This is a genomic window from Candidatus Mycolicibacterium alkanivorans, from assembly GCF_022760805.1.
GTDB lineage: Bacteria > Actinomycetota > Actinomycetes > Mycobacteriales > Mycobacteriaceae > Mycobacterium > Mycobacterium alkanivorans.
The window spans coordinates 2,497,299-2,522,067 of record NZ_JAIVFL010000001.1; the positions used below are offsets into that span (position 1 = coordinate 2,497,299).

Annotated in this window: 21 protein-coding genes and 4 pseudogenes; 8 read left to right on the top strand and 17 right to left on the bottom strand. The window is 66.8% G+C overall.

The window, feature by feature from the left end; genetic code table 11:
* Window positions 1-13: 13 nt before the first annotated feature.
* On the bottom strand, window positions 14-1,333 hold the full coding sequence (locus K9U37_RS12400) for a hypothetical protein (RefSeq protein WP_243071939.1): 1,320 nt from the start codon (window positions 1,331-1,333) through the stop codon (window positions 14-16).
* Window positions 1,334-1,508: 175 nt separating this feature from the next.
* Between K9U37_RS12400 and K9U37_RS12405 the strand changes: the two genes are divergently transcribed.
* A complete protein-coding gene (locus K9U37_RS12405; RefSeq protein ID WP_308197373.1) occupies window positions 1,509-2,114 on the top strand; it encodes a glycoside hydrolase family 16 protein in 606 nt (201 codons plus the stop codon).
* Between the two features lie 176 nt (window positions 2,115-2,290).
* On the opposite strand, the gene K9U37_RS12410 is transcribed toward K9U37_RS12405, so the two are convergent.
* The 3 genes from K9U37_RS12410 to aceA form a co-directional block, all read right to left on the bottom strand.
* Window positions 2,291-3,706, bottom strand: coding sequence for an NCS2 family permease (locus tag K9U37_RS12410; protein ID WP_243071941.1), 1,416 nt, complete (start codon window positions 3,704-3,706; stop codon window positions 2,291-2,293).
* A 92-nt stretch (window positions 3,707-3,798) separates the two neighbouring features.
* Window positions 3,799-4,305, bottom strand: coding sequence for an Rv2253 family sensor-like surface protein (locus K9U37_RS12415; RefSeq protein ID WP_243071942.1), 507 nt, complete (start codon window positions 4,303-4,305; stop codon window positions 3,799-3,801).
* Window positions 4,306-4,762: 457 nt separating this feature from the next.
* Window positions 4,763-7,054 carry an isocitrate lyase ICL2 gene (gene aceA / locus K9U37_RS12420; protein WP_243071943.1) on the bottom strand — a complete coding sequence of 764 codons (2,292 nt, stop codon included), beginning with the start codon at window positions 7,052-7,054 and terminating at the stop codon, window positions 4,763-4,765.
* A gap of 855 nt (window positions 7,055-7,909) precedes the next feature.
* Here aceA and K9U37_RS12425 point away from each other — a divergent pair.
* Together K9U37_RS12425 and dtd are read left to right on the top strand one after the other, a co-directional pair.
* Window positions 7,910-9,346 (top strand): aldehyde dehydrogenase family protein, encoded by a 1,437-nt coding sequence (locus K9U37_RS12425; protein ID WP_243071944.1) that lies wholly within the window; start codon window positions 7,910-7,912, stop codon window positions 9,344-9,346.
* Between the two features lie 81 nt (window positions 9,347-9,427).
* Entirely contained in the window at window positions 9,428-9,859 is a 432-nt protein-coding gene (dtd, locus tag K9U37_RS12430) for a D-aminoacyl-tRNA deacylase (RefSeq protein ID WP_243071945.1), read from the top strand.
* Here dtd and K9U37_RS12435 read toward each other — a convergent pair.
* Window positions 9,837-10,076: pseudogene (locus tag K9U37_RS12435) on the bottom strand (MFS transporter); the annotation flags it as partial. The gene dtd and the pseudogene K9U37_RS12435 sit on opposite strands and share 23 nt — an antisense overlap.
* A gap of 150 nt (window positions 10,077-10,226) precedes the next feature.
* Here K9U37_RS12435 and K9U37_RS12440 point away from each other — a divergent pair.
* A complete protein-coding gene (locus K9U37_RS12440; protein ID WP_243071946.1) occupies window positions 10,227-10,787 on the top strand; it encodes a hypothetical protein in 561 nt (186 codons plus the stop codon).
* A gap of 146 nt (window positions 10,788-10,933) precedes the next feature.
* On the opposite strand, the gene K9U37_RS12450 is transcribed toward K9U37_RS12440, so the two are convergent.
* The 3 genes from K9U37_RS12450 to K9U37_RS12460 form a co-directional block, all read right to left on the bottom strand.
* Window positions 10,934-11,350 (bottom strand): hypothetical protein, encoded by a 417-nt coding sequence (locus K9U37_RS12450; RefSeq protein WP_243071947.1) that lies wholly within the window; start codon window positions 11,348-11,350, stop codon window positions 10,934-10,936.
* A gap of 129 nt (window positions 11,351-11,479) precedes the next feature.
* Complete coding sequence (locus tag K9U37_RS12455) at window positions 11,480-11,695, bottom strand: hypothetical protein (protein WP_243071948.1); 216 nt, start codon at window positions 11,693-11,695, stop codon at window positions 11,480-11,482.
* A 332-nt stretch (window positions 11,696-12,027) separates the two neighbouring features.
* Window positions 12,028-12,405, bottom strand: coding sequence for a DUF488 domain-containing protein (locus K9U37_RS12460; protein ID WP_243071949.1), 378 nt, complete (start codon window positions 12,403-12,405; stop codon window positions 12,028-12,030).
* 317 nt (window positions 12,406-12,722) lie between these two features.
* Here K9U37_RS12460 and K9U37_RS12465 point away from each other — a divergent pair, with 317 nt between their 5' ends.
* Window positions 12,723-12,821: a hypothetical protein gene (locus K9U37_RS12465; RefSeq protein WP_243071950.1), complete on the top strand. Its 99-nt coding sequence runs from the start codon at window positions 12,723-12,725 to the stop codon at window positions 12,819-12,821.
* 412 nt (window positions 12,822-13,233) lie between these two features.
* Here K9U37_RS12465 and K9U37_RS12470 read toward each other — a convergent pair whose 3' ends face one another.
* A complete protein-coding gene (locus tag K9U37_RS12470) occupies window positions 13,234-13,566 on the bottom strand; it encodes a cupin domain-containing protein (RefSeq protein WP_243071951.1) in 333 nt (110 codons plus the stop codon).
* 282 nt (window positions 13,567-13,848) lie between these two features.
* Here K9U37_RS12470 and K9U37_RS12475 point away from each other — a divergent pair, with 282 nt between their 5' ends.
* Window positions 13,849-15,699, top strand: a complete 1,851-nt coding sequence (locus K9U37_RS12475; protein ID WP_243071952.1) for a molybdopterin-dependent oxidoreductase — start codon at window positions 13,849-13,851, stop codon at window positions 15,697-15,699.
* A gap of 37 nt (window positions 15,700-15,736) precedes the next feature.
* Window positions 15,737-16,990 carry an NAD(P)/FAD-dependent oxidoreductase gene (locus K9U37_RS12480; protein WP_243071953.1) on the top strand — a complete coding sequence of 418 codons (1,254 nt, stop codon included), beginning with the start codon at window positions 15,737-15,739 and terminating at the stop codon, window positions 16,988-16,990.
* A gap of 147 nt (window positions 16,991-17,137) precedes the next feature.
* Here the strand turns inward: K9U37_RS12480 and K9U37_RS12485 are convergent.
* The 4 genes and pseudogenes from K9U37_RS12485 to K9U37_RS12500 all read right to left on the bottom strand — a co-directional run.
* Window positions 17,138-17,230, bottom strand: a pseudogene (locus K9U37_RS12485) (succinate dehydrogenase/fumarate reductase iron-sulfur subunit); the annotation flags it as partial.
* Between the two features lie 75 nt (window positions 17,231-17,305).
* Window positions 17,306-17,531 (bottom strand): annotated as a pseudogene (gene sdhC / locus K9U37_RS12490) (succinate dehydrogenase subunit SdhC); the annotation flags it as partial.
* A 110-nt stretch (window positions 17,532-17,641) separates the two neighbouring features.
* The gene (locus K9U37_RS12495; RefSeq protein WP_243071954.1) at window positions 17,642-17,914 is read right to left on the bottom strand and encodes a hypothetical protein; all 273 of its coding nucleotides are present in this window, start codon (window positions 17,912-17,914) and stop codon (window positions 17,642-17,644) included.
* Window positions 17,915-18,027: 113 nt separating this feature from the next.
* Complete coding sequence (locus tag K9U37_RS12500) at window positions 18,028-19,476, bottom strand: serine/threonine-protein kinase (protein ID WP_243071955.1); 1,449 nt, start codon at window positions 19,474-19,476, stop codon at window positions 18,028-18,030.
* A gap of 383 nt (window positions 19,477-19,859) precedes the next feature.
* Between K9U37_RS12500 and K9U37_RS12505 the strand changes: the two genes are divergently transcribed.
* Window positions 19,860-21,110, top strand: coding sequence for an HNH endonuclease signature motif containing protein (locus tag K9U37_RS12505; protein WP_243071956.1), 1,251 nt, complete (start codon window positions 19,860-19,862; stop codon window positions 21,108-21,110).
* Here K9U37_RS12505 and K9U37_RS12510 read toward each other — a convergent pair.
* From K9U37_RS12510 to malQ, 4 genes and pseudogenes are all read right to left on the bottom strand, one after another.
* A complete protein-coding gene (locus K9U37_RS12510) occupies window positions 21,107-21,550 on the bottom strand; it encodes a nuclear transport factor 2 family protein (RefSeq protein ID WP_243073356.1) in 444 nt (147 codons plus the stop codon). The two genes, K9U37_RS12505 and K9U37_RS12510, sit on opposite strands and share 4 nt — an antisense overlap.
* A 2-nt stretch (window positions 21,551-21,552) precedes the next feature.
* Window positions 21,553-22,070, bottom strand: a pseudogene (locus tag K9U37_RS12515) (LLM class flavin-dependent oxidoreductase); the annotation flags it as partial.
* A 36-nt stretch (window positions 22,071-22,106) separates the two neighbouring features.
* Complete coding sequence (locus K9U37_RS12520) at window positions 22,107-22,607, bottom strand: NUDIX hydrolase (RefSeq protein ID WP_243071957.1); 501 nt, start codon at window positions 22,605-22,607, stop codon at window positions 22,107-22,109.
* 7 nt (window positions 22,608-22,614) lie between these two features.
* Window positions 22,615-24,756 (bottom strand): 4-alpha-glucanotransferase, encoded by a 2,142-nt coding sequence (malQ, locus tag K9U37_RS12525; protein ID WP_243071958.1) that lies wholly within the window; start codon window positions 24,754-24,756, stop codon window positions 22,615-22,617.
* Window positions 24,757-24,769: the final 13 nt, after the last annotated feature.

A 24,769-nucleotide genomic window follows, 5' to 3' on the forward strand; every position in this document is an offset into this window, starting at 1 on the left:
CCCAGCGGGGTCGCTAGTTTTTCGTGCTCCGCTTGCTTCCAGAGGTTCCGGACGGCTTAGTTGTCTTCTTGCCGCTGTCTCCGGCTTTGGCCGTAGCAGCCGTGTTCGTCTTGCTGCCGCCATCTTCGGCTTGGGCCGCCGGAGCCTTGTTGCTCTGGCCACCCGTCGTCTGCGCCCCACCGACGCGGAAGCTGTTGATCGCGATGCCGGGGTTCGTCTTGGTGACGGTCTGACCGTCGCGGAAGATGGAGCCGGCAAGGGCGAGCGGTCCCGGGCCAGCCTTGACCTGATTCTGGCCGCCGAACGCGGTGAATCCGAGATTCAAGTCGCCGGGCCCCGAGGCCAGCGTATTTTCGTTGCCGAGCAGGTTGACGCCGAAATCCAGGTTGCTGCCGCCGCCGCCGATCGTCAGGATGTTCCCGTTACCGACCCAGTTCCTCGCGGTGTTGTAATACCCGCCTGTCACGTTGGCGTGGTTGTCGTTGCCCAAGAGATTGGTGGCGAGGGCCGAAATGCCCGCCGTCGTCGAGATTTCATTATGGTTGCCGACCAGGTTCCGCACAGAATTTCCGTAGCCACCGGTTGTCGTGACGGTGTTGTAGCTGCCGATGAGGTTTCGGGCCGAGTTGTAGTAGCCGCCCGTTATCGTGACCTTGTTGTGGTCACCGAAAATGTTTCGCGCCCAGTTCAAGTAGCCGCCCGCTGTCGTGACCTCGTTGTTGCTGCCCAGAATATTGGTGGCGGTGTTCGACAGGCTCCCTTCTGTCGTCACGGTGTTGGTGTTGCCACCGAAGTTCGTGGCCCAGTTCGCAATTCCACCTTGCCCCGTGACGGTGTTGCCGTTGCCGAAGAGGTTTGTAGCCAAGTTGAGGACAGTTCCCGTCGTGGCATCGCCGGTTGCGACGGTATTACTGTCGCCTCCGATGTTCGTCGCGGCGTTGAACACACCGCCCGGATTAACCGTGGTAGAGCCCCCAGCCGCTCCAATTTGTGTCGCGATGCCGAACAAACCGCCGGCCTTCGCGTCCGACTCGTCGCCGGCAGCGGTTGCGAGGGTCAGGGCGTCGGTTGTCGAAGCGGAAGCGTTGGTACCGACAGCGAAGGATGCGCCGAACAATGCAGTCGAGTGAGCGGTTGCGCCGTCGCCGAACGCGACGGCGACGCTCAGCAGCGTGCTGCTGCAGTCGGCGCTGTTGCCGAGACCGAAGAAGGACGCGCAGCTCGCGTTCGCAGCGGGGGCGGACCCCAATGCGACTCCAGCGAGCAACCCGGTTGCCGCCGCACTAGCGGCGAGGACGCCGGTAACCGTGCGAGACTTTGCGGTGGTGATCATGATGCCCTTTCCCCTCACAACAAGATCGCTCTTGTTGAATTTGCTGGATGATCAGTATGGCTCAGTGGCCCGAGTGTATTACCGCTTTTTCGCGGTCAGGCCACCGCCTCCGGGATGAGCAGATATCTCGGTGAACGACGGATCCCCGGTCAGGCCGCGTCGTGCGACTTGGCCCGTGCGGATCGACCGTGGCCACCGGTCGATTCACCCTTGGCCTTCTTGGCGCTGTCGGACTTTGCCGGAGCCTGTTGCCGGTCGGCCGCCGACACCGAGTACACCTCCGGCCGCCTCGAACCAAGGGCACCGCGACCTTCGGTTACGGCACGCTCATCGCGCGGATCAAGCTGCCGGCCGGGGCCTGGCGCCCGCGTTCTGGCTGGTGGGAGCCGACGAGAACACCAGTCCCTGGCCTGGCGCAGGAGAAATCGACGTCGTGGAACTCGCCTCGGATCCGACGACGACATACTCATCGATCCATGGACCCATCTCAGGGGTCGGCGACTACCTGCAGCTCCAGCTCGTCAATCACGGCGCTGGTGTGACCGCCGACTTCCACAACTACTGGGTGAGTCACGCCGAGAACTCGATCACGTTCGGCGTCGACAACACCGTCTTGGCAACGTTCACCCCCGAGTCGCTTCCGCCCACCGCCCAGTGGGTGTTCAACAAATCGTTCTACGCGGTCATGAGTGTGGCCGTGGGCCGGTCCGCCGGACAGCACGACGCCGTCGTCCGCGGCCATGCTCGACTGGGTGCAGTGGCTGCCCGACTGAGGCGCTAGTGGGTCGCCAGCGAGACGGCGGTGGCCTGCTGTTTGGGGCGTGCCGACGGCAGGTTGTCATTAGGAGGCGGACAGTTCCTCCAGGGCCGCGTTGGCCCTGCGCTCGACGAACAGTGCCACGGACTCGCGCACGGGCGCGCTGGCGAACGTCGTGTGCAGGTTGACCACTCATGCGGCTATTGCGTCCCGATCAGTGACTGGACCCAGTCGCGGGCGAAGTACACGACGAAGCCGGTCGCCACGATCCACAGCAGTGGACTGATCTCCCGCGCTTTTCCGGCCGCCGAACGGACCACCACCCAGGTGACGAAGCCGACTCCGATTCCGTTGGCGATCGAATAGCTGAACGGCATCACCGCGACGGTCAACACGACCGGCAGCGCCACGGAGAACTCCGAGACGTCGACGTGACGCAGTTGGGAGAACATCATCGTGCCCACGATCACCAGCGCGGCGGCGGCGACCTCGGTGGGCACGATCGAGGCCAGCGGCGAGACGAACATTGCGACCAGGAACAGCCCGCCGGTCACCAGGTTGGCCAGGCCGGTGCGCGCACCTTCCTCGATGCCGGCGCCCGATTCGATGAACACGGTGTTCGACGACGCCGAGGTGGCGCCGCCGACGACGGCGCCGGCGCCCTCGACGATCAGGGCCGCGCGCAGCCGCGGGAAACTGCCTTGCTCGTCGGCGACACCGGCCTCGCGAGACAGCCCGGTGAAGGTGCCCATCGCGTCGAAGAAGTTGGCGAACACCAGGGTGAATACCAGCATGGTGGCGGCGAGAATGCCTATGCGGCTGACACTTTCGAAGCTGAAAGCGCCGACGAGCGAGAGATCGGGAAGGGCGAACGGTGCCCCCGACAGCGTCGGTACCGACAGCGACCATCCGCCGGGGTTCTTCACCGCCGACCCGAGATGCCAGATCGCCTCAATGCCCATCGCGACGAGCGTGCCGATCACCACGCCGATGAGGATGCCGCCGCGAACCTTTCGCACCACGAGGATCCCGGTGACCAGCAGGGTGGAAATGAACACCAGCGTCGGCACGGTGTTGATCGACCCGTGACCGCCGCCGCCCAGCCCGACCGGCGGTGACGGCAGCCCGGTGGATTCGATGAACCCGGAGTCGACCAGTCCTATGAACAAGATGAACAGCCCGATGCCAGCGGTGATCGCGAGCTTGAGTTGCATCGGGACCGCGTCGAACACCAGCCTGCGCAGTCCGGTGACGGCCAGGGCGACGATGATGAGGCCGTTGACCACCACCAGGCCCATCGCCTCCGGCCAGGTGAGGGTGCCCACGACGGTGGTGGCCAGGAACGAGTTGATGCCGAGTCCGGCGGAGAAGGCGAACGGCAGTCGCGCGAACAGACCGAACAGGATCGTCATGACACCGGCCGCCAGCGAGGTGGTCGCCGACACCTGGGCGAACTGAAGCCTGTTGCCGGCGACGTCTGCCGCACCGGACAGGATGATCGGGTTCAGCACGATGATGTAGGCCATCGCGATGAACGTGACCACTCCGCCGCGGATCTCGGCGCCCACCGACGACCCGCGGGCCGTTACCTCGAAAAAGCGGTCCAGACGATTCACGTCTGGCACCCTAGGTTGCCGCGCGCCGGTCTGCACCACATATCCTGCGCACGAAATGCGAGTAACCCTCTGCAAGGTCCCTCACTTGACGGCTAATTGGGTTGGCCCGCAACGGCAGTCAGCGGAACGGTGACCGTGCCTTGGCACGCGCCGCCCTCGATGGTGGTCTGGAACGTTCCGGCCAGCGAGCCGTCGGACTGCGGGGTGTAGGTGGTGGTCGAGTTCGCCGGGTCGAGCGTGGTGGCGCCGTCCGGATGCAGGCAGTCCCAGCTCCAACTGTTCGACCGCGACCACTTCGATCCGGTCCAGTCGAACGTCACCGACTGCACCACGTTGTCCTTCGGCGTCGGCCCGTCGATCACCGAGGCGACGCACTTGCCACCCGAGCAGTTGGTGGTGATCTTGTACCAGGCGGAGTACGGCGTCTCCTGCTGTGTCGCCGCGATACTGGTGCCCGACTTCTGGTCGGTGTGGAAGGTGATCTTGTACCAGCCGCCCCAGAACGGGGTTTCGTCAGCGTGCGCGGACGGCGCAGCGATCAGTGCCGCGGCGGCCACGACGGCGGTTGCCACCAGTCGGCGAAAGTGGGTCTCGCGCATGTCTGAACTGTTTCAGATGAGGCGCATGTTGTGCGCCCTATTCGGCGAATCGAGCGGAGCCGACGAACGCGGCGTACGCGGTGGCGATGGGGATCGCGGCGAGCGCGACGCCGGCAACGGACCAGCGACGCCGCGGCTTGGCTAACCGGTGTTTCCCCACGCAGGGCACGCTACCTGGCCTGATCTGCCGCGATAGCATGCTTCGCTATCTTCCGTACCGGCTGCCACCGGGCCTTGAGCGCCGGATGAGCGGATGAGCGCCTGAAAGGTTGCTGACAGACGGCTCGGCCGAAGCCCGGTCAGCCGCGGGACAAGCGTCAGAATGACGGGCTGAGCTGGGTGTTCATCTTCCGTTCGCCAAACCGAACCCGGAGCGAGACTGTTGGGCTTTCAGTTCGCTCTCGGGGCCGGTGACCGGACGCCCAGCAGGTTGATGCCGACGGCGCCCCAGGACAGCTCAGTCCTTCTTGGCGATCAACCGCTTGAGGGCCGCGCGATCGGGCTCGAGCAGCTGGGCGATCCGCGCCTGGTTCACGTCGGCGACGAGAATCTCGCCGACGTCCTTGTGCACATCGCTGAAGATGCCGTGGGCCTTCATCTTGTCGGCCTGATAGACGTTGTCCTCGGTCGGCGTCACGTAGTACACGGCGTCGGCCTTGAACCGGTGCACCATCCACAGGTGGATCACCGTCATCAGCCGCTTCTGGCGCAGCTTCTCGGCGTGGGTGTTCTGGTCGCGCACCTGCAGGATGCTGCGACCGTGCCGGTCCTTGATCGGGTCGAAGACCACATCGGCCAGTTTCTCGCCGTCGTCGGCGCCGTAGATGTCCAGCTCGAGGACATCGGAGCCGGCGCGGCGCGGCCGCAGGGTCACCCGCAGCTTCTCGCCGAGCTTGTAGTGCTCGCTCCACAGCGCCAGCCAGTCCTCGAGGAGCTTCTTGGGCACCTCGGTCTGCACCAGATGCTGATGCTGGGTGGAACCTTTGCCCATCGCCTTGGTGGTCGCCGTGCGACCGGACGACGCCGCCAGCGCGGCGTCGCTACGCGGACCACCGACGAGCGTTTGCGGTGTGCGGTAAGGGGATTCGACCAGCCGCATCTTGCGTTGCAGCCGCGCCAGGGCGAGCATGCCGTCCTGGCGCAGTGCGGTGGCGAACTCCTCGGCGGCGACACCGTCGATCTGGTGACCGCCGTAGGTCATGAAGTTGAAGACGAAGCCCATCTTCCCGATCTCCTCCGGGAAGGCCCGCATCTCGTCCTCGCTCATCCCGGTGGTGTCCCAGTTGAACGAGGGGGACAGGTTGTAAGCCAGCATCTTGTCCGGGTAGACGGCGTGGATGGCGTCAGCGAACTGCTTCGCGTCGGCCAGGTCGGCGGTTTTGGTCTCCATCCAGAGCAGATCCGCAAACGGAGCTGCCGCAAGGGATTTCGCGATGGCGTAGGGAATGCCACCACGCACCTGGTAGTAACCTTCCGGGGTCTTGGCCCGCTCGCACTCCCACGCGGCGTCGGCACCGAGCTGCCGGGCCTTCTCCCGTGCGGCGAACAGCGACGCCGTCTTGGCGAACGCATTCCAGTCCGCGACGCTCATCTCCAGCGATTCGCCTTCGCTTTCGCGGAACTTCAGCAGCTCGGCGACCGCATCCCCGTAGGTCTCCAATCCGGCGTCGTCCTGCCAGGCCTCGACGAACTTCGACTCCACCTTGTCGAAGAGCGGGTCGAGGAACTGCTCGCGGCCGTCTTTCCACGCCGCGGCGGCCTCAGTGATCGCGGCGGTGACCCCATGCCGTTCGAGCCAGGCGTCGGCGACGGCGTACTCGCCTTCCGGCAGGGCGTAGAGCAGGTGGCCGTTGAGTTCGGGGACCCCGGACTCGTAGAAGCGGCGCACCATGGCCAGGAAACACGACTTGTAGGGCGGAATCTTGAGGTTCGTGGCGCCGAGCAGGAACGGCTGGTCGCGCTCGTCGGAGCGGCTCTCGACGAGGTTGGCCGCCTCGGCGTCGGTGCGGGCCACGATGATGCCGGGCACCCGCATGATGTCGAGCTGGAAGCGTGCGGTGTTGAGTCGCTTGATCTGCTCGTCGGAGGGAACCAAGACCTTGCCGCCCTGGTGGCCGCACTTCTTGGTGCCGGGCCGCTGGTCTTCGATGTGGTAGCCCGAGACACCCGCCTCGACGAAGCGGCGGATCAGGTTGCGCACGTGGGGGTCTCCGCCGTGACCGGTGTCGGCGTCGGCGATGATGAACGGCCGGTAGTCGACGGCCGGCGTCGCCGCCCGCTGCTCCTCGGTCATCTGCAGCCGCAGGTACTGCTGGTTGCGGTCGGCGGTGAGCAGGCCGCGGACCAGGCCGGCGGCCTCGTCGGGCACCTGGCTCAGCGGATAGCTGGCGAGATCGGGTCCGGGATCCTCTGTGGTCGAACCCTTGGCCGAGGTGGCCCAGCCGCCGAGGTAGATGCCCTCGATGCCCATCCGCTTCATCGTCACGGCCTGGCCCGGCGAGTAGGGGCCGAAGGTGGTGATGCTCTTCTTCTCGGCGAACAACTCGCGCAGCCGCTGATAGAAGGCCTTGGATGCCTCGCGTGCGACGGTGTAGTCGACCGGTATGGTGCCGCGCTGCTCAACGACCTGCCGGGCGGTGTAGAGGCGCGTGATCCCCTCGAATCGCGGACTGTCGAAGTACCGCTGGGTGTCGGCGACCTCCCGGTCGAAGGCCGACTTGGCCTCTGCGTCCGCTTCGATGATGGACATGAGTCTTACGCTCCTTGCTGAGCCGGTTCCCGCGCAGGCATCAGCGCCTGGGCGACAGTTCTCATTATCCCGATTCCTCTGCCAACCGGAGTAGGTTTGGCCGCACTCGGCGACCCGCGGCTGCCCAGACGCGGCGGCCTGTTCCCGATCGGCCGCGGTGATATCGGCGAATTGAGACTCTTCTGACCCGATTTCGCGAGTAGTCGGGGGACACGCGCTGAAGTTGGCGATGGATGCTGTTGTGGGATAGGACAATTCGAGTTGCTAAAGCTTGATTGTCGACCCGGAAGCGAGCACCCATCTGGTGAGCAGAATACACAAGCGGAACCGCGGACGGGGACGTACACGCAGGCGGGTGGGTGTCGGCGCGCCGGATCCGAGCCTGACGGGCAACGCGGGAATGGCCGCGATCACCGAACTGTGCGATCGGCTGGATGTGGTCGCGACGCTGAGCCGGCATTGATCGCCGCGAGCATCGCCGGCTGGTGCCACCAGCACACCGCCTCACGTTCCCCGAAGCCCCATGACCACCCGGCCGCCAACGGCCCCGAAACCGAAACTCGTTGCCCCAACGGCGAACCCGGCGCAACCGGGCATCAGACCTGCCCGCCCCCCAAACCATGACCAACTATGTCCCGCTGACCGATTGCCCGGCTTACTCGCGAAATCGGGTCTGACATTGCCGTGGGTCCGTGACCAGGGGTTTTGGGCGATGCCGTGTCCTGCTCACGTGTTGGATTGTAATCGGGTTCAAGACGGAAAGCAGCCCCGAAGGCCAACTCAGAAGAGATGCCCGAGTACGACCATTTCCCGAACCCGGTACGCCGAAGGCACTCATCAGGAGAGGATGAACCTATGCGTGATTATCTAAAGTTCTACATCGATGGACAATGGCTCGATCCGGTCGAGCTGCGGACGCTCGACGTCGACAACCCGACCACCGAACAGGTCGGCGGAAAGATTGCGATCGGCTCGAGCGCCGACGTGGACAAGGCCGTCAAGGCCGCCCGCAAGGCATTCGGCAGCTGGTCGGTGAGCACCAAGGAAGACCGCCTCGACCTGCTGCAGGCGATCCTCGATCACTATCAGAAGCGCGGCAAGGACCTCGCCGACGCGGTCCACGAGGAGATGGGCGCCCCACCGTCACTGGCCGCCGGGCCGCAGGTGATGATGGGCCTCGGTCACCTGGGCACCGCCATCGACGTGCTGAAGAACTACAGCTTCGAAGAGCAGCGCGGCGAGACCATGGTGGTCAAGGAACCGATCGGGGTGTGCGGGCTGATCACGCCGTGGAACTGGCCGATCAACCAGATCGCGTGCAAGGTGTTCCCGGCGCTGGCCGCCGGCTGCACGATGGTGCTCAAGCCGTCGGAGGTTGCCCCGTTCTCCGGGCAGATCTTCACCGAGATCCTCGACGACGCCGGACTGCCCGCGGGCGTCTACAACATGGTCTTCGGCGACGGGCCCGGCGTCGGTGTCGCACTGTCGAGCCACCCCGGCATCGACATGGTCTCCTTCACCGGGTCGACCCGGGCCGGTATCGAGGTGGCCCGCAACGCCGCCCCGACCGTCAAGCGCGTCAGCCAGGAACTCGGCGGCAAGAGCCCGAACATCGTGCTCGACGACCAGGCCTTCGGACAGAGCGTGGCGGCCGGTGTCGCGGCGATGATGATGAACTCCGGGCAGAGCTGTAACGCACCGTCGCGCATGCTCGTTCCGAACACCCGGATGGACGAGGCCGTCGCCGTGGCCAAGGCCACCGCAGAAGCCGTCAAGGTCGGCGACCTGTCCGATGGCTCGGCGATCGGGCCGGTTGCCTCGCAGATGCAGTTCGACAAGGTGCAGGGCCTGATCCAGAAGGGCATCGACGAGGGAGCGACGGTGGTAGCCGGCGGACCGGGCCGTCCCGACGGTCTCGACACCGGCTACTACGTGCGCCCGACGGTGTTCGCCGGTGTGAACAACGACATGACCATCGCCCGTGAGGAGATCTTCGGCCCGGTGCTATGCATCCTGGGTTACGACGACCTGGATCAGGCCGTCGAGATCGGCAATGACACCGACTACGGTCTGTACGGCTACGTCTCCGGAGCCGACCTGGACCAGGCGCGGGCGCTGGCCCGCCGGATCCGGGCCGGTGCGGTCACCATCAATCACGCGTTCGACATCAAGGCGCCGTTCGGCGGTTACAAGACCAGCGGCAACGGTCGCGAGTGGGGCGAAGAGGGCTTCGACGACTTCCTGGAGACCAAGGCCATCCTGGGCTACGCGCCGGCCGGTTCGGGGGAGTAGCCGACTGATCCCGACTGTCTAGCTTCTCCGCCTCGTCCCTCGGCGGCATCGTCGACTCGACGCCCGCTAGCATCGTCGCCCATGCGGGTGCTGGTGCAGCGGGTCACCTCTGCGTCGGTGTCGGTGGGCGGTGAGGTGGTCGGCGCGATCCGGCCCGACGGCCAGGGTCTGCTGGCCCTGGCCGGTGTCACCCATACCGACACCGAGTCAATCGCGCGGCGGATGGCTGAAAAGCTCTGGCAGCTAAGGATTCTCGATGGCGAGCGCTCGGCCGCCGACGCCTCGGCGCCGATCCTGGTGGTCAGTCAGTTCACCCTGTACGCCAACACCGCCAAGGGCCGGCGGCCGACGTGGAACGCCGCAGCCCCCGGCGCGGTGGCCGAACCGCTGGTGACGGTGTTCGCCGACGCGCTGCGGGAACTCGGCGCCGAGGTGGCCACCGGTGTGTTCGGCGCCGACATGCAGGTCGAATTGGTCAACGACGGGCCGGTTACGGTGCTGCTGGAGCTGTGAATCTCCCCAGATCCGGCAGTGGTTTGGCGGCGGTCTCCCGCATCGTCAGCACAGTCAGCAGCGAGACGACCGCGGCAATGACGACGTAGATCCCGGCGGCATAGTCGTTGCCGGTGCGCGCGGCCAGCAACGTGACGACGTACGGGGTGGTTCCGCCGAACACCGCCACCGAGACGTTGTAACCGACCGACAGCCCGCCGTAGCGAACCCCGACAGCCCGCTGTAGCGAACCCGGGTGGCGAACAGTTCGGCGGCGGTGGCAGCGGTTAGAACCGCATCGCGCCGCTCACCGGGGTTGCCTGACACGAATGACTTGTTACCGGTCTGCGGCCGTGCATCGACTTCGGACGTGAGACGGTAGAACCCTATGCACACGCACAACTTCGTCACCTATGAGGAGTTCGGCCGCCGGTTCTTCGACGTCGCGGTGACCGAGGACCGTGTGGCCGCCGCTTTCGCGGAGATCGCCGGCGGTGAGTTCGAGATGGGTCCGATGGCCCAAGGGCCGGCAGGGCTGGCCAAAGTCAGCGCCAAGGTTCAGATCCAGCAGGCCATCGTCCGGCGCAACGCCGGCGAGACGCTCACGTTCAGCATCCGCATTCCGCTGATCATCGAACTGCTGGTCGACTTGCGGGTGGACAAGCAGAAGTTCAAGGTCGACGGTGACATCGCGCTGCGCGCAACGGCGCGCGCAGCGGAGCCGCTGCTGCTTGTGATCGACGTGGCCAAACCCCGACCGTCCGACATCGCCGTGCACGTGACCTCCAAGTCGGTGCGCGGGGAGATCGTGCGCATCATCGGCGGCGTGGACACCGAGATCCGGCGATTCGTCGCGGCCTACGTCGCCGACGAGATCGACAGCCCGGCCTCCCAGCGGGCGAAGGTCATCGACGTCGCCGACGCGGTGGCCTCGGCCTGGGACGTCTGAGAAGACGGACAGGTCGGGCGATTCGTTCTTGTGCACGGCGGCTTTCACGCCGCCTGGTGCTGGGACTACAGTATCGCCGAACTCGTGCGCCGCGGCCACGAAGCGGTCGCCCGCGCGACTGCCCGGAGTCTAATCGAGGAAGAGTCCTAGCCGACCTGAGTCGGGGTCACCGTGACCACGCCCGGCGCGCCCGGCGTGGGACGCGCACCGCCACCGTCCGAGGTGCCCGCGGTGGGCGCGGTGGCCACCGACGTCGCCGTCGGCTCATTGGGCTGGGCCGCCTTCGTGCAGTTGAGCATCAGCTGCATCTTGCCGCTGTTCAGGTACTTCTGCGTCGACACGATGCACTTGGCCTGCGGCACGTCACTGCCCACCGACCCGCCGAAGACGGTCTGGACGCCCTGCGCGTGCAGGATTGCGACCGCCTTGTAGTAGGGCTCACCCAGCACGTTGAGGGTGCCGCCCGCACTAGCCGGGTCGGCGTTGCTGGACCCCATGGCCAGGGCGGCAACGGCCGAACCTGCCACAAGTGCGCCGGCGGCCACCAGGATGAACTTCTTCACGGATCCTCCGTCTTGAGTCTGGGGTCGAACATAGCGCAGTTGTGACAGCTGTGAAGAACCTGGACGAGGCCTCACAGAGCCTGGTGACCTCGCCTGAGGGTTTTATCGTCGGGAACACGCCGCGGCGTTTCACCTCGGGGAGATCGCCAGCTGGGCCTCGAAGGGCAGCAGCTGGATCGGGGCGTCGTCGCCGAACCAGCGGAGCACCGGCTTGGCCTGCGTGCGCACCGTGCCCGTGCGTCGCCCGGCGCGGGTGCCGATCTCGCGCCGGTGCGCGTGTAGCAACGCGGTCACATACAGCAGGGTTTCCTCGGGGACGTCGCAGCTGGCAGAGTAGGTGAACACGTGGGGTCCTCGTGCAGCGGAACGGCTTTCTTGGTCGAAACCGATCCTTGAGCAGGGACCCCACGGTCTGCTCTCACGACACGCTGGAGACTCCAGTCACACCGACCTCACACGCCCCAAGTGAGAAAACCTCAATGTGCGGCGAATGGCGGACCTCTCTCGTCGTTGTTGGTACCGCGTACATCAGTTGTGAAGTGCCGCATAGGGTTTGGCCCAACTCCAACCCTGGTCGATGCCGCTTGTCCCGGACGGACGCCTCATGTGGGGTGAAATAGATCTGGAAGCCTGGGTGGCGCCCGGTGCACCCTGAGCAGTTGGGCATCGTCGACTGCCTATGTCGCCGGCGACGCCGCTCGACTCAGCATCTCGGCGATCACGGTGGCCTCGCTGATGTCGACGGCCTTGCTTGCCGTGAGCAGGGTGAGGTTTCGGTCCTTCGCCAGCGTCTGCAGATGTGCCAGCGCCTCGGCCCGTTCGGGTTGGGTCAGCTCGTCGCGGTAGCGCCGGGTGAACTCCGTGAACCGTGCCGGATCGTGGTGATACCACTTGCGCAGTTCGGTGGAGGGGGCGATCGTCTTACACCACTCGTCCAGCTTCGCTTTCTCCTTGGTCATACCGCGCGGCCAGATCCGGTCCACCAGCACGCGGTTCCCGTCCCCGCGGGCCGGGTCGTCGTAGACGCGGCGCACCTGCACCTTGTGTGTGCTCATTTGCTGCCTCCTGTCGGTGGGCCGCGCCGACGGCTCCCCGGGCCGTCAGGTGGACGGCTCCCATGGTTGGTGCGATCGCACCTTCTCGATCTTCTTCAACTGTCCCCTTGATCGGGCGGGCTGACCAGTTCGTGTTGACACCGGCTGCCGTTTCTGCGCACTACCCGGTCAGCCGACCTTCCTCGACGAGGAGGTGTGGGTCGGCTAACGAGGGCAGTCGACGTGCGGTCCGTCAAGTGATTAGTTAGGGCAGGCCGACAGTGGGCTGGCAGAGCGTAGGTTCATTGGTATTGCGGAAGGTAACGGACAGGGACGGAATGGACGTCGGCAAGGTGCACGACGTGTTCGTCGACGACCGCGAACGCACGGCCCGCTTCCTGCTCGTCGAACACGGCGGTCCTCGGTATCGACGATAAAGAAGTCTTTCAATCCGGTCGACGTGATCCGCCGGACCACCAGTGATGACGTCTACATCACGACACTCGTGACCACGTCGCCGAGGCGCCCGGCTATGACCCTTACCTGATGAACGATCGCAGCTACCAGAGCAGCATCTATGTCCACTACGGCTGCGCACCCTACTGGTCAGCCAGCTACACCTATCCGGGCTTCAATCTGTAACGCGAGGTCCGATGGGCTGGCGGGTTGGGTGGTAACGACCCGTTAGACGCTCGCGGCGCACCGTGCGGCTCGCCGCTGGGGAGGAGAGAAGACAAGGTGAGAGATGACCGCTGACAACCGCAGCGGGGAGGTGGACATCCTGGTGAACTGCGGAATCACCCGGGATCTTGGCGCGCAAACGGTTGACGCGGATGCAAGCCGTTGACCTCACGGGAGCTTGGCCACGGTAAGCAAGATCGCCGAGTCTTCCAGCGCCTGCAGGCCGTGACGGGCGTCGGGCACCTTCAGAAGGTCACCGGACCGACCCTCCCAGGCCTGGCCCTCGGAGGTCAAGCGGACCCGACCGCGCAGCACGTGCACCGTGGCCTCTCCGGGGTTGTTGTGCTCGCCCAACTCGGTGCCTTTGATCATGCCGACCACGGTCTGGCGCAGCACCCGTTCATGACCGCCGACGACGGTGTCGGCGGCTGGCCGCCCACCGTGGGCGGCGGCCAGTTCGAGTTGCTGAGTGGCCAGCGCGTCCAGAGAGATCCGTTGCATGACTCTCAGTATGATCGCTCGATCGCCCGAACCGGGCAATCGTCAATGGCAGGGATCTGTAGACGTGGCTGGGTTCGCGACGCCGGTCCCGATGCGTGGATGGGTCGCGTGACAGTGTTACCTGAACGGCGTAGCGTCAAAATCGCTGAGCAGCAGCCGTTCCGACACTAGGGCGCCGCCACCAGGTCGCACGTTCGTTAGCGAAACCGCATCGCCGGAAACTCGCCGCCAGCGACGTTGCTCGCGTCGTGTGGCTCAGCGCTTGGACCATACGGAGCTCTGATGACCGAACCCAGCACCGTGAACCACGGCGGCGACGGCGAAGGCCTCCCCCATGCGGGGCGCGAACCGACCGACCCGCCGGTCGAGCTGCCTGCCGCGCCGGACTCCAGCGTCACCCCACACGCGGTAGCCAGCTTTCGTTCGCAACTGAGCATCGGCAAGGACGTGGTGGACCCGAGCACCTGGGCCGGTTCGGTGCCGGTCGCGCACGGCATCGCGCCCCGCGTCCGGGTGGGAGATAGCAGGTGGTTCAACCTGTTGTGGTTGCTGCCGATCGGATTCGTGGTCCTGATCGTCGCGGTCGCCGCCGGCAAGGGTCTGCGTGACATGACCTCAGTGCAGCACTTCATCGCCAGCTACCCGGGCACCGTCGTGTCAGCCGACGCTATACGCCATCCGGGGCTGCCGGTCTGGGTGGGGGTGCAGCACTTCTTCAACCTGTTCCTGCTGATCTTCATTATCCGCTCCGGAATTCAGATCCTCAGCGATCATCCCCGGCTGTACTGGACCCGGCACAGCACCCCGGGCCGCGACTGGTTCCGCATCCAGAAACCGGTTCCCGCCGACCCATTGTGGACGGCGAAGAAGGACTCCATCAGCCTGCCCGGCCAGGTCGGGTTGCCCGGCATCCGGCATTCGATCGGGTTGGCCCGCTGGTGGCATCTGGGCGTGGACACCCTGTGGCTGCTCAACGGCGCGGTGTTTTACGTGCTGTTGTTCACCACCGGGCAGTGGCGGCACGTGGTGCCGACCAGCTGGTCGGTGATCCCCAATGCGGTATCGGTGCTGATCCAGTATCTGTCGCTGCAGTGGCCGGTCGAGAACGGCTGGGTGGCCTACAACAGTCTGCAGCTGATCGCCTACTTCATCACCATCTTCATCGCCGCCCCGCTCGCGCTGGTGACCGGGCTGGGCATGTCGCCGGCGCTGTCGACCCGGTTCAAACCGATCAGCAGGCTGTTCAGCATCCAGCTGGCCCGCTCGCTGCACTTCCTGGTGTTGGTGTGGTTCCTGTTCTTCATCACCATCCACGTCGCGCTGGTGTTCACCACGGGTCTGCTGCGCAACCTCAACCACATCTACGCTGGCCGCGACGCGACGGACTGGGTCGGTTTCGCGGTCTTCGCCGCCTCGATGGTGGTGGTCGTGGTGGGCTGGGTGGCGGCCACCCCATTCACGTTGCGCCACCCGCGGGTGGTGCAGCGGGTCGGCTCCGCGCTGATCGGCCCGCTGCAACGGCTCTTCGAACACCTCGACGCGACCCCGGGCGAGTACGGCGAGAAAGACATCTCGCCGTACTTCTGGCACAACGGCGAGTACCCTGACTCGCCGGAGTACACCGCCCTGTTCGACGGGCACTTCGCCGACTACCGGCTTCGGATCAACGGCCTCGTGGAGCATCCGGTCGAGCTCACCCTGACCCAGCTGCGGGCGCTGCCCCACCATGAGCAGATCACCCAGCACTTCTGCATCCAGGGCTGGTCGGGCGTCGCGAAGTGGGGTGGGGTGTCGATGCAGACGATCCTCGACCTGGTCAAACCGCAGCCGGAAGCGAAATGGGTGGTGTTCTACTCGCTGGGCGATGGCCCCGACGCGGGTATCTACTACGACGCGCATCCCATCGAGCAGATGAGTAACCACCTCAGCATGCTCGCCTACGACATGAACGGCGAACCGCTCTCCTTCGGCCACGGCGCGCCGCTGCGGCTGCGCAACGAGATCCAGCTCGGATTCAAACAGGTGAAGTGGATCAAGGGCATCGAGTTCGTCGGGCGCTTCTCCGAGGTCGGCGGAGGCTACGGCGGCTACAACCAAGACCACGAGTTCTTCGGCTACCGGCAAACGATCTAGACACGGCCAGCAACAGTTTTAAGGGACAGGACCGAATATGACTACCGGACAGCAAACATTCGTGATCGTGGGCGCGGGCCTGGCCGGTGCCGGAGCCGCCGAGGCACTCCGCACCGACGGTTTCACCGGCCGGGTCGTGCTGCTCGGCGAGGAAACCGAACGGCCCTACAACCGGCCCCCGCTGTCCAAGGGCTACCTGCAAGGCAAGTCGGAGAAGGACAAGATCTACGTACACCCCAAGGCTTGGTACGCCGAGCATGACGTCGAGCTGCGGGTCGACACCCGGGTGACCGGCCTCGACCTCACCGCCCACCGCCTCAGCATGACCGGCGGTGAGCGGATCGGCTACGACAAGCTGCTGCTGGCGACCGGGTCGGACGTGCGCCGCCTGAGCGTGCCCGGCGCCGAGTTCGACGGCGTGTACTACCTGCGCAGCCTCGCCGACTGCGAAGCCATCAAGGCCGCGTTCACCACCGCCGGGCGGGTGGCGATCATCGGGGGTGGCTGGATCGGGCTGGAAACCGCCGCCGCGGCGCGCGCCGCCGACTGTGAGGTCACCGTGATCGAGATGGGTGAGCTGCCGCTGCTCAAGGTGCTAGGCCGCGAGGTGGCCGAGATCTATGCCGCCCTGCACCGCGCACACGGCGTCACCCTACGGCTGGGCGCCGGCGTCGAAGAAATCACCGGGACGAACCGCCGCGCCACCGGGGTGCGTCTGGCCGACGGCAGCGTGATCGACGCCGACGCCATCGTGGTCGGCGTGGGCATCACCCCCAACGCCGCGTTGGCCGAGGTGGCCGGACTGCACGTCGACAACGGCGTCGTCGTCGACGAACACCTGGCCACCTCCGACCCCGACGTCGTCGCCGCCGGGGACGTCGCCAACGCCTACTACCCCCACCTGCACACCCACCTGCGCCTGGAGCACTGGTCGGCCGCGCTCAACCAGCCAGCGGTGGCCGCGGCCACCATGCTCGGGCGCGACGCGGCCTATGACCACGTGCCCTACTTCTTCTCCGACCAGTACGAGATGGGCATGGAGTACTCCGGCTACGTCGCGAGGGGCAACTACGATGAGGTGGCCTTTCGCGGCGACGTGGCCAAGGGCGAGTACGTCGCCTTCTGGTTGCGTGACGGTCGCGTGCTGGCCGGCATGAACGTCAACGTGTGGGACCTCACCGACACGATCGCCGCCCTAGTCCGCTCTGGCCGGCCGGTCGACCGGGCGAAGCTCGTCGACCCCGACGTGCCGCTGGACCAGGTCGCCGGCGTACCCGTGTCGGGAGCGTGATGATGACGGCGCCGATGACCGCCCAACGGCTCGACCTCGCCGCCCGCCTGGCCACCCAAACTGCTCCGCTGCAGCACCCAGGCCGGCGGAACAGCTTGTCGCCCAGCCAGCGGCGTGCCTGCGGCCGGCAACGCGTTGCTTCGTCGTCGGCGTCAGGGTCACGACCTCGTCCTCGGCGAACGTCGACGTCCCGGTCGTACACATCAACTTCGGGTGGCCGTTGATTTCTGCCGAGCACGATCGCGTTGCAGCTCATCTAACTTCTCCGTCCCGGGTGCTTGGCCAGTTCGTCGCCGGTTGTTCGTGGATTAGCTGTCAGCCACTGAATCTCAGATCGCTGATGGTGCCGCTGGCCACCAGCATGATGTAGAAGTCGGTGAGTGCCAGCGTGCCCAGGGTGATCCACGCGAACAGCATGTGCCGCTCGTTGAACCAGGTGACCTTCGTCCAAAGCCAGCCGGGTTCCTCCGTTGTAGCGGGCGCGCGGCTCGGGGATTGCGCAGCTGGTGGGGGACTGCCACACCGATCGGTAGTAGGCCTTGCATCAGCGGTGGGAGCCACCACGCATAGGTGCGCAGTGTGCGTTGCCGTATTTCGGCGCAGGTTGGCGAAAAGACGCCTGTGCGTTGCGTTGTCGGCGTGCTCATCTAATCACTCCCGATCAATCTGTCTTCTTTGTATCGTCGTCCGGATTGTCCTCGAGGTTGCGTCGTCGTCGACATCACGGCAGAATTCCGCATCGGTATCCAGATCAACGAGCTCCTCATCGGCGGGCCGGCCCAGTGGCTTGTCGGATACCTCGAGTTCGCTGGTTTCGCTGTCGAACGTTAGCCATAAGACCGCGTGGCGCGGTCCGGATATCACCATCTGCAGCTTCTGGCGGTGATCGCGGCGACGGCGCAGCGCGGAGGTGGCCTCCACCACCGGGACACCGGTCGGTGCGCGTGCGCACCGCCGTAGACGCGGGGACCGAGTTGGTCGGCGAACAGCCTGTGAGGTGTGTCATCGCTGGGCCGGGCCGTCACGATGCGGTTTGCCTAGCCCCCGTTGCCGCGCAAGATTTCTTCTGCGCACCGCAACCGGCTGTGGCCGGTCTCCTGCATGCAGATCCGGACGGGCGACTCGTCCTCCGAGGGCGGGGCGGCGGTCGGCGAGGTGGTGAGCACCGGATTGGGGATCTGGTCTTGATGCACCGACCACAGGTAGCGGCTGGTGTACTGCAACCGCGTGCAGTACACCGTGGCTCCGTCGGCGGTGGTACCGGTGGCTCCCGGCTCGCTGCACCGGGAGCCCGCCGCGGCGGTGGGGGTCTGGTCGACGGTGACGGTGTCGGTGGCCGTCACGCTCGGCGCGGTGATGACCGTGGTCGTCGCGGGCGGCGGGGGTGGGGGTGGTGCGATGCTGGTCGACGTCCTGGTGGTCGTCGTGTCGGTCCGCTGTGCCATCGACAGGTCCTCGCCGCGGAACCGGCCGGCGACGAAGGCGACGCCCACCAGGAGTAGCAGCGCCAGCAGCACCGGAAGCAGAACCTTGGGGCGCAGCCACGATGCGCGGGACGGGGACGGGGGCTCGCCGCCGAGCGCGGCGGCGTCGGTGATCGGGGTCAGCCGGGTGGCGTTGGGGTCGGTGCCGACGTCGCCGGACGGCGGTGTGGTGATGTGCTGGCCCAGTGCCCGGGCCAGGTCCGCGCACCGTTCGTAGCGGTCGGCGGGGTCCTTGGACATCGCCTTGCGCAGCGCCGGGTCGAGATTGGCCAACTCGGGGCGCCGGTCGCCCAGGCTCGGCGGCGTAGCGGTCAGGTGCTGGCTGATGACCACCGCGGGATTGGAGTGCTGGAACGGCGGCGAACCGGTCAGCAGGTGGTAGGCGGTCGCGGCGAGTGCGTACTGGTCGGCGCGGCCGTCGAGGTCGCGGCCCATCAGTTGCTCGGGGGCGGCATAGGAGACCGTGCCCACCGTCATGTTCGTCTGCGTCAATCCGCTGGACTCGTTGTCCCAGCGGGCAATGCCGAAGTCCGCCAACATGATTCGCTGCTTACCGTTCTCCAGGCGGGCGATCAGGATGTTGGCCGGCTTGACGTCGCGGTGCAGCAGGTGGCGTTGGTGGGCGTAGTCCAGCGCGTCGGCGACAGCGGTGACGATGTTGAGGGCCTCGCGCTGCGGCAGCCCGTTGGGGTAGCTGCGCAGCAGTTCGGCGGCATCGGTGCCGTCGACGTAGTCCATAGCGATCCACAGCTGGCCATCGATCTCACCGCAGTCGTGCACCCCGACGATGTTGGGGTGCCACAGCGTGGCCGCGATGTCGGCCTCACGCTCGAAGCGGGCCCGGTACTCGCTGTCGTTGCTCACCGAGGCAGGCAGCACCTTCAGCGCGTCGCGACGGGGCAGCCGGGGATGCTGAGCAAGGTAGACCTCGCCCATTCCCCCCACTCCGAGCAACCGCAGGATTGTGTAGCCGGCGAACGTCGCGCCCTCGGCCAACGGCATGGCCCGATCCTCCGGTGCGCCTCAGCGGACCCCTCGCAGCTCAGCACCACCGGCAGCTCGGTGTGGTTCGGGCGCGGCCGTCCTGACCACATGTTGACCAGCGACTGCACCAGCCGGAACGACAGATCGGCGGCGTCGTCGGCCACCCCGGTCGTGGCGAGGATCGCCCGGCTCAGATTCAGGTAGCCCAGCCGCAGCCGCTCGCGTTCGGTCCAGAACGTGGCCAGCCTCGCCTCGCGCAACTCCGGGGCAGGTACGGCGTCGGCGACAGCGGCGGGTCGACGCTGCGCAGGCCGGACCAGAAACCCGGCGTCGGGGTCACGGTCTGGCGTGCATGAAACCGGGGATGCTTCAATGTCGTACCCGGCTGCGATGATGAGGTCATGTCCTCGTCCGAAGCGTTCGGCTCCGCGGTGATGAGCCCTGACCAGCGTCTCGAGGTGTTGTTCGAGGAATTGGCGGAGTTGGCCGGTCAGCGCAACGCGATCGATGGCCGCATCGTGGAGATCGTGGCCGAGGTGGATCGCGACGAGTTATGGGGCGCGACGGGCGCCCGGTCGGTGGCGGCGTTGGTGGCCTGGAAACTGGGTTCGTCGTCGGCCAACGCCGCGACGATCGCCACCGTTGCCCGCCGGCGTGAGGCTTTCCCTTGCTGCGTGGCGGATTTGCAAGATGGTCGGCTGTCGCTGGATCAGGTCGGTGTCATCGCCGCGCGGGCAGCCGATGGCTCTGATGCGCACTACGCGCAGTTGGCACGGGTCGCCACGGTCAACCAGCTGCGCACCGCGGTGAAGCTCGAACCGCGCCCTGAACCCGATCCCCGGCCCGATCCCCAGCCTTCGATCACCAAGACCTCCGATGAGCAGTTCACTTGGTGGCGGATCAAGCTGCCGCACGCCGAGGCAGCGAAGGTCGAGGCGGCGCTGGCGTCGCATCGTGACGCGTTGGTCACCGAGTGGAAACAGGCTCGCGGCAACGGTGATCGCGCATCGCAGACCGCACCACCGATGCCCGGTGACGTCGAAGCGTTCATGCGTCTGGTCGAGGCCGGATGGGACGCCGAGGCAGCCCGCCGCCCGCACGGGCATCACACCACCGTGGTGGTGCACATCGATGTCGAACAGCGCGCTGCCGCCCTGCATCTGGGCCCGCTGCTCACCGCGGCCGAGCGGCGATACCTCTCTTGTGATGCCACCTGCGAAGTGTGGTTTGAACGCCGTGGCGAGGTGATCGGTGCGGGCCGAACGACCCGCCTGATCAGCCGGCGGCTTCGCCGCGCTCTCGAACACCGCCACCCGACGTGTGCGGTTCCCGGCTGTGGCGCCACCCGAGGCCTGCACGCCCACCACCTGCGTCACTGGGAGGACGGGGGACTCACCGAGTTGTCCAATCTGGTGCTGCTATGCCCGTACCACCATCGGTTGCACCACCGCGGCGTCATCACCATCACCGGCCCCGCAGACGATCTCGTCGTCAGCGACAGTGACGGTCGACGGCTCAGCGCTGGATCGATCGCGCGTGCACCCAACCGTCCCGCACCCGATGTCCCACCCTGCCCTGGACCCACCGGCGAACGCGCCGACTGGTGGTGGTACGAGCCCTTCCAGCCCCAACCACCACCAACGACCAACTAGCGCAGTCGGCGGGCTGGGCGCGTCTCGATCGCGTCGATCGTCAAAGCGCGGCGGGCAATCCGCCACCCGGAGTCGGTGCGGCGGTAGTCGTCGTCATAGCGCAGGTACCACACCAGGTCGGCGATCGTGTCGTGCTGCCGGGTCCAGTGATGTGCCGTGCCGCCGATACGGCCATGGGCCACATGGTCTTCCGCCCCCGCCCGATAGACCTCGGAGTCGATGCTGTGGTGGGTGCGGCCCACGGTGGTGACAGCGGCAAGTGCCGCGCGGATGGCGTCGGCGCCGCGGTGCTCGCGTACCGGGGTCAGGACATCGGGCGGATTCGGCAGGATCAAATGCGCGTCGGACGTCAGCAGCCCGATGGCCGCGTCGATGTCGCGATCGTCGACCGCGGCGGCATAACGGTGCACCAGGGCCGAAAGATCCAGCCGGTCAGCCATATTCACCGGACCAACCCCAGCCGTTGCGCGCAGGACGACAGCACGTCCCTGGCCGCCTCGCTGATATCGATGACCGGCGGCAAGGCCAGCAGCCGGCCCGCTCGGCGTCGACTTTCGTGACGAGGTGCCCCCGCGACAGTTCCAGCCCGTCCGGGTCGCGGCCGGCCTCTTCGGCAGCGGCACGCATCACCGACACCAGTGCGGCGAGGCCGTCACCGGCCACCCCCAACGGCTGAAGACCGTCCCCGAGTTGGCCGGCGCGGCGCGCGGCGGCCCGGCTGTGCCCGCCGATGTGAGTCGGAATACGTTTGTTGGCAACAGGTTTCGGGGTGGCCAAACCCAACGTGGTCGTCTGGCCGGCCAGGAGCGCCAGCAGGTCCAGCGGGTCGGGCACCGGGCAGTTGGCGCTCAGTTCGACGCGGCCCCAGGCCTCATGCGGATAGACGCTGTCGTAGCGGGTCATGAGCACGGTGTGCTCGACGGCCACGATCGACTCGAACCCGCACTCTTCCCGGCTGCGACGGGGGCGACGACGGCGACCTTCACGGTCACGAGGCTAGTCCGCCGGAGGGGCATGACCCTCGGAAAATCCCGCCAGGTGAGGCTGCGCCATCAACCGGTCGAGGAACACCACGTGGCCCTTGAGCAGTTTGCGGCGCGCCTGCGCCACCGGAAGCCAGGCGACCCGGTCGAGTTCGGGAAACTCCTGCATCCGTCCGGAACCCTTCGGCCACTCCAGCGTGAAGGTATTGGAGCGGGCCGCGCCGACGTCGAGGTCGGCGGCGACGGCGAACACGGTGAGAACCTTGCCGCTGGGTTGTTTGACGGGCTCGAGCGCGATGGGCGATCCCTGCGGAACGGGGCAGCCGATCTCTTCGGCGAACTCGCGTTGCGCCGCCTGCCACGGGTCGTCGTCGGTACCGTACTCGCCCTTGGGAATTGACCACGCGCCGTCGTCCTTGCGGGCCCAGAACGGGCCGCCGGGATGACCGATGAGGACCTCCACCACATCGGCGCGCACCCGGTGCAGCAGAACCCCGGCGCTCAGCTTGGGCATCGGCGGCTCACTGCGGGCCCGGTTCGGTCGCGCGTTGCAGTGCGTCCGCCAGTGCGGCTGCCCGTCGGTCGGCGAGTACGTCCTCCAGTAGCAGCGGCGCGCCGTCGGGCCCGGTCAGCGGCACCCGCCAGTTGGGGTACTCGTCGGTGGTGCCCGGCTGGTTCTGGGTGCGCTTGTCGCCCACGGCGTCGGTCAGCGCCAGTGCCAGCAGCCGCGACGGGGTGCGGCCCAGATACCGGTAGAGCCCCAGGATCACGTTCTCCTCGTCGGCCTCGGCGCCCAGCAGACCGACGCGGCGCAGCTCAGCCATCCAGGCCGCCTGCTCGGCACGGTCGTCCTCCAGTTCGCGCTCGGCTGGGCGGGCGAGCAGGCCCAGCGCATGACGCAACCGGATATGCTCGCCCGCCAGATAACCCGGCGTCGGCGGCAGGTCGTGGGTGGTCACCGACGACAGGCAGAACTCCCGCCACCGCTCGGCCTCCAGCGGCCCGCCGTGACCGTCGTGGTCGAGCTCGAACCACAGAACGGACGTCCCCAGCAGGCCCCGCTCGTGCAGATAATGCCGCACCCACGGTTCTACGGTGCCCAGGTCTTCGCCGACCACGACCGCCCCGGCCCGGTGGGCCTCCAGCGCGACAATCCCGATCATCGCGTCGTGGTTGTACCGAACGTAGGTGCCGGCCGTCGGCGCTGCCCCCTCCGGGATCCACCACAGCCGGAACAACCCGATGATGTGGTCGATGCGCACCCCGCCCGCGTGCCGCAGGATCGCCTCGACGAGCGCCCGGAAGGGTTGGTAGCCAAGCTCTTCGAGCTGATCGGGACGCCATGGCGGCTGCGACCAGTCCTGGCCGAGCTGGTTGAACTCGTCCGGTGGCGCACCCCCGGTCACCCCTAGCGCCAGCACATCCTGAAGCGCCCACGCGTCGGCGCCGTCGGGGTGCACACCGACCGCGAGGTCGTGCATGATGCCCAGCGGCATACCGGTGCGCAGGGCATGGGACTGCGCGTCGGCGAGCTGGTCGTCGAGCTGCCACTGCAGCCAGCGGTGGAAATCGACTGCGCGGCCGTGCCGTTCGACGAAATCGGCCACCTCGGGGTTGGCCGGGTGCTGCAGGCCGGCGGGCCAGTTGTGCCAGTTGCCGCCGTACTTCTCGGCCAGCGCGCACCAGGTGGCGAAGTTGTGCAGTGCCTGACCCTCCCGTGCCTTGTAGGCGTCGAAGGCCAGCTGGCGGCCAGCCGAGCGCGGCACGCGGTACACCATTTTCAGCGCGGCGCGTTTGGCCGCCCACACGGCGTCACGGTCGATGGCGTCAATCTTGTTGGAGTGGGACTGTATGTCGGCGCGCAGTTTCCACACCCGCCGGCGCTCGGGCAGGTAGGCGAATTCCGTGATGTCCTCCACCCGCAGGTAGAGGGGATTGGTGTAGCGGCGCGAGGTGGGCAGGTAGGGCGAGGGTTCCATCGGCCTGGTCGGGGCGGCCGCGTGCAGCGGGTTGACCAACACATAGGCGGCCCCGTGCCGGAAGCCCGCCCACACCGCGAGGTCGGTCAGATCGGCGAGATCGCCGATACCCCAGGAGTTCTTCGACCGGACGCTGTAGAGCTGGGTGGCCAGCCCCCAGCTTCGGCGGGCTCCGAGGCGCGGCGGCAGTCCCAACCAGGCGGGGGAGACGATCAGCGGCGTGCTGGTCTCGTGTCCGCCGGAGCTCAAGTGCACCCGGTGATACCCCAGCGGCAGGTCCGCCGGCAGCACGAACGTCGCCTCCCCGACGATCCGGCCGTCCAGGTCGAACGGCGGGGTGAAGTTGTCGGCCTGGCGGACTCCGCTGCGCACCGTGCCGTCCTCGAGCCGAACCCAGACATGGGCCGGGTCGCCGTGGGTGACGTGCGCCCAGAACGAGGTCTCGGTGCCGTTGCGCCCGACGATCGTCGGGGGCAACGGCCGCGACCAGTACCGGCGATCGGCCTCGGAAAGCGCTGCGGCGCAGGACTCTTCGGTGCTCGCGTCGACGCCCAGCGCAGCCAGCACGGCCACCAGCGTAGCGGCGTCGACGACGGTGTGGCGCCCGCTCCAGTCGTGGTAGTCGGTGGCGACCCCGAACCGGTGGGCCAGTTCGGACAGCGACGGGTGTGTCATGGGAGTCATCTTGCTCGGTTAC

What these genes read in the sequence shown, in the direction of transcription:
- K9U37_RS12505 (WP_243071956.1), top strand. Translation starts at nt 19,860, where the DNA reads ATGTCCTCGTCCGAAGCGTTCGGCTCCGCGGTGATGAGCCCTGACCAG.
- K9U37_RS12415 (WP_243071942.1), bottom strand. Translation starts at nt 4,305, where the DNA reads ATGCGCGAGACCCACTTTCGCCGACTGGTGGCAACCGCCGTCGTGGCC.
- K9U37_RS12460 (WP_243071949.1), bottom strand. Translation starts at nt 12,405, where the DNA reads ATGAGCACACACAAGGTGCAGGTGCGCCGCGTCTACGACGACCCGGCC.
- K9U37_RS12510 (WP_243073356.1), bottom strand. Translation starts at nt 21,550, where the DNA reads ATGGCTGACCGGCTGGATCTTTCGGCCCTGGTGCACCGTTATGCCGCC.
- K9U37_RS12480 (WP_243071953.1), top strand. Translation starts at nt 15,737, where the DNA reads ATGACTACCGGACAGCAAACATTCGTGATCGTGGGCGCGGGCCTGGCC.
- malQ (WP_243071958.1), bottom strand. Translation starts at nt 24,756, where the DNA reads ATGACTCCCATGACACACCCGTCGCTGTCCGAACTGGCCCACCGGTTC.
- K9U37_RS12400 (WP_243071939.1), bottom strand. Translation starts at nt 1,333, where the DNA reads ATGATCACCACCGCAAAGTCTCGCACGGTTACCGGCGTCCTCGCCGCT.
- K9U37_RS12440 (WP_243071946.1), top strand. Translation starts at nt 10,227, where the DNA reads ATGCACACGCACAACTTCGTCACCTATGAGGAGTTCGGCCGCCGGTTC.
- aceA (WP_243071943.1), bottom strand. Translation starts at nt 7,054, where the DNA reads ATGTCCATCATCGAAGCGGACGCAGAGGCCAAGTCGGCCTTCGACCGG.
- K9U37_RS12500 (WP_243071955.1), bottom strand. Translation starts at nt 19,476, where the DNA reads ATGCCGTTGGCCGAGGGCGCGACGTTCGCCGGCTACACAATCCTGCGG.
- K9U37_RS12475 (WP_243071952.1), top strand. Translation starts at nt 13,849, where the DNA reads ATGACCGAACCCAGCACCGTGAACCACGGCGGCGACGGCGAAGGCCTC.
- K9U37_RS12520 (WP_243071957.1), bottom strand. Translation starts at nt 22,607, where the DNA reads ATGCCCAAGCTGAGCGCCGGGGTTCTGCTGCACCGGGTGCGCGCCGAT.
- dtd (WP_243071945.1), top strand. Translation starts at nt 9,428, where the DNA reads ATGCGGGTGCTGGTGCAGCGGGTCACCTCTGCGTCGGTGTCGGTGGGC.
- K9U37_RS12425 (WP_243071944.1), top strand. Translation starts at nt 7,910, where the DNA reads ATGCGTGATTATCTAAAGTTCTACATCGATGGACAATGGCTCGATCCG.
- K9U37_RS12465 (WP_243071950.1), top strand. Translation starts at nt 12,723, where the DNA reads ATGGACGTCGGCAAGGTGCACGACGTGTTCGTCGACGACCGCGAACGC.
- K9U37_RS12470 (WP_243071951.1), bottom strand. Translation starts at nt 13,566, where the DNA reads ATGCAACGGATCTCTCTGGACGCGCTGGCCACTCAGCAACTCGAACTG.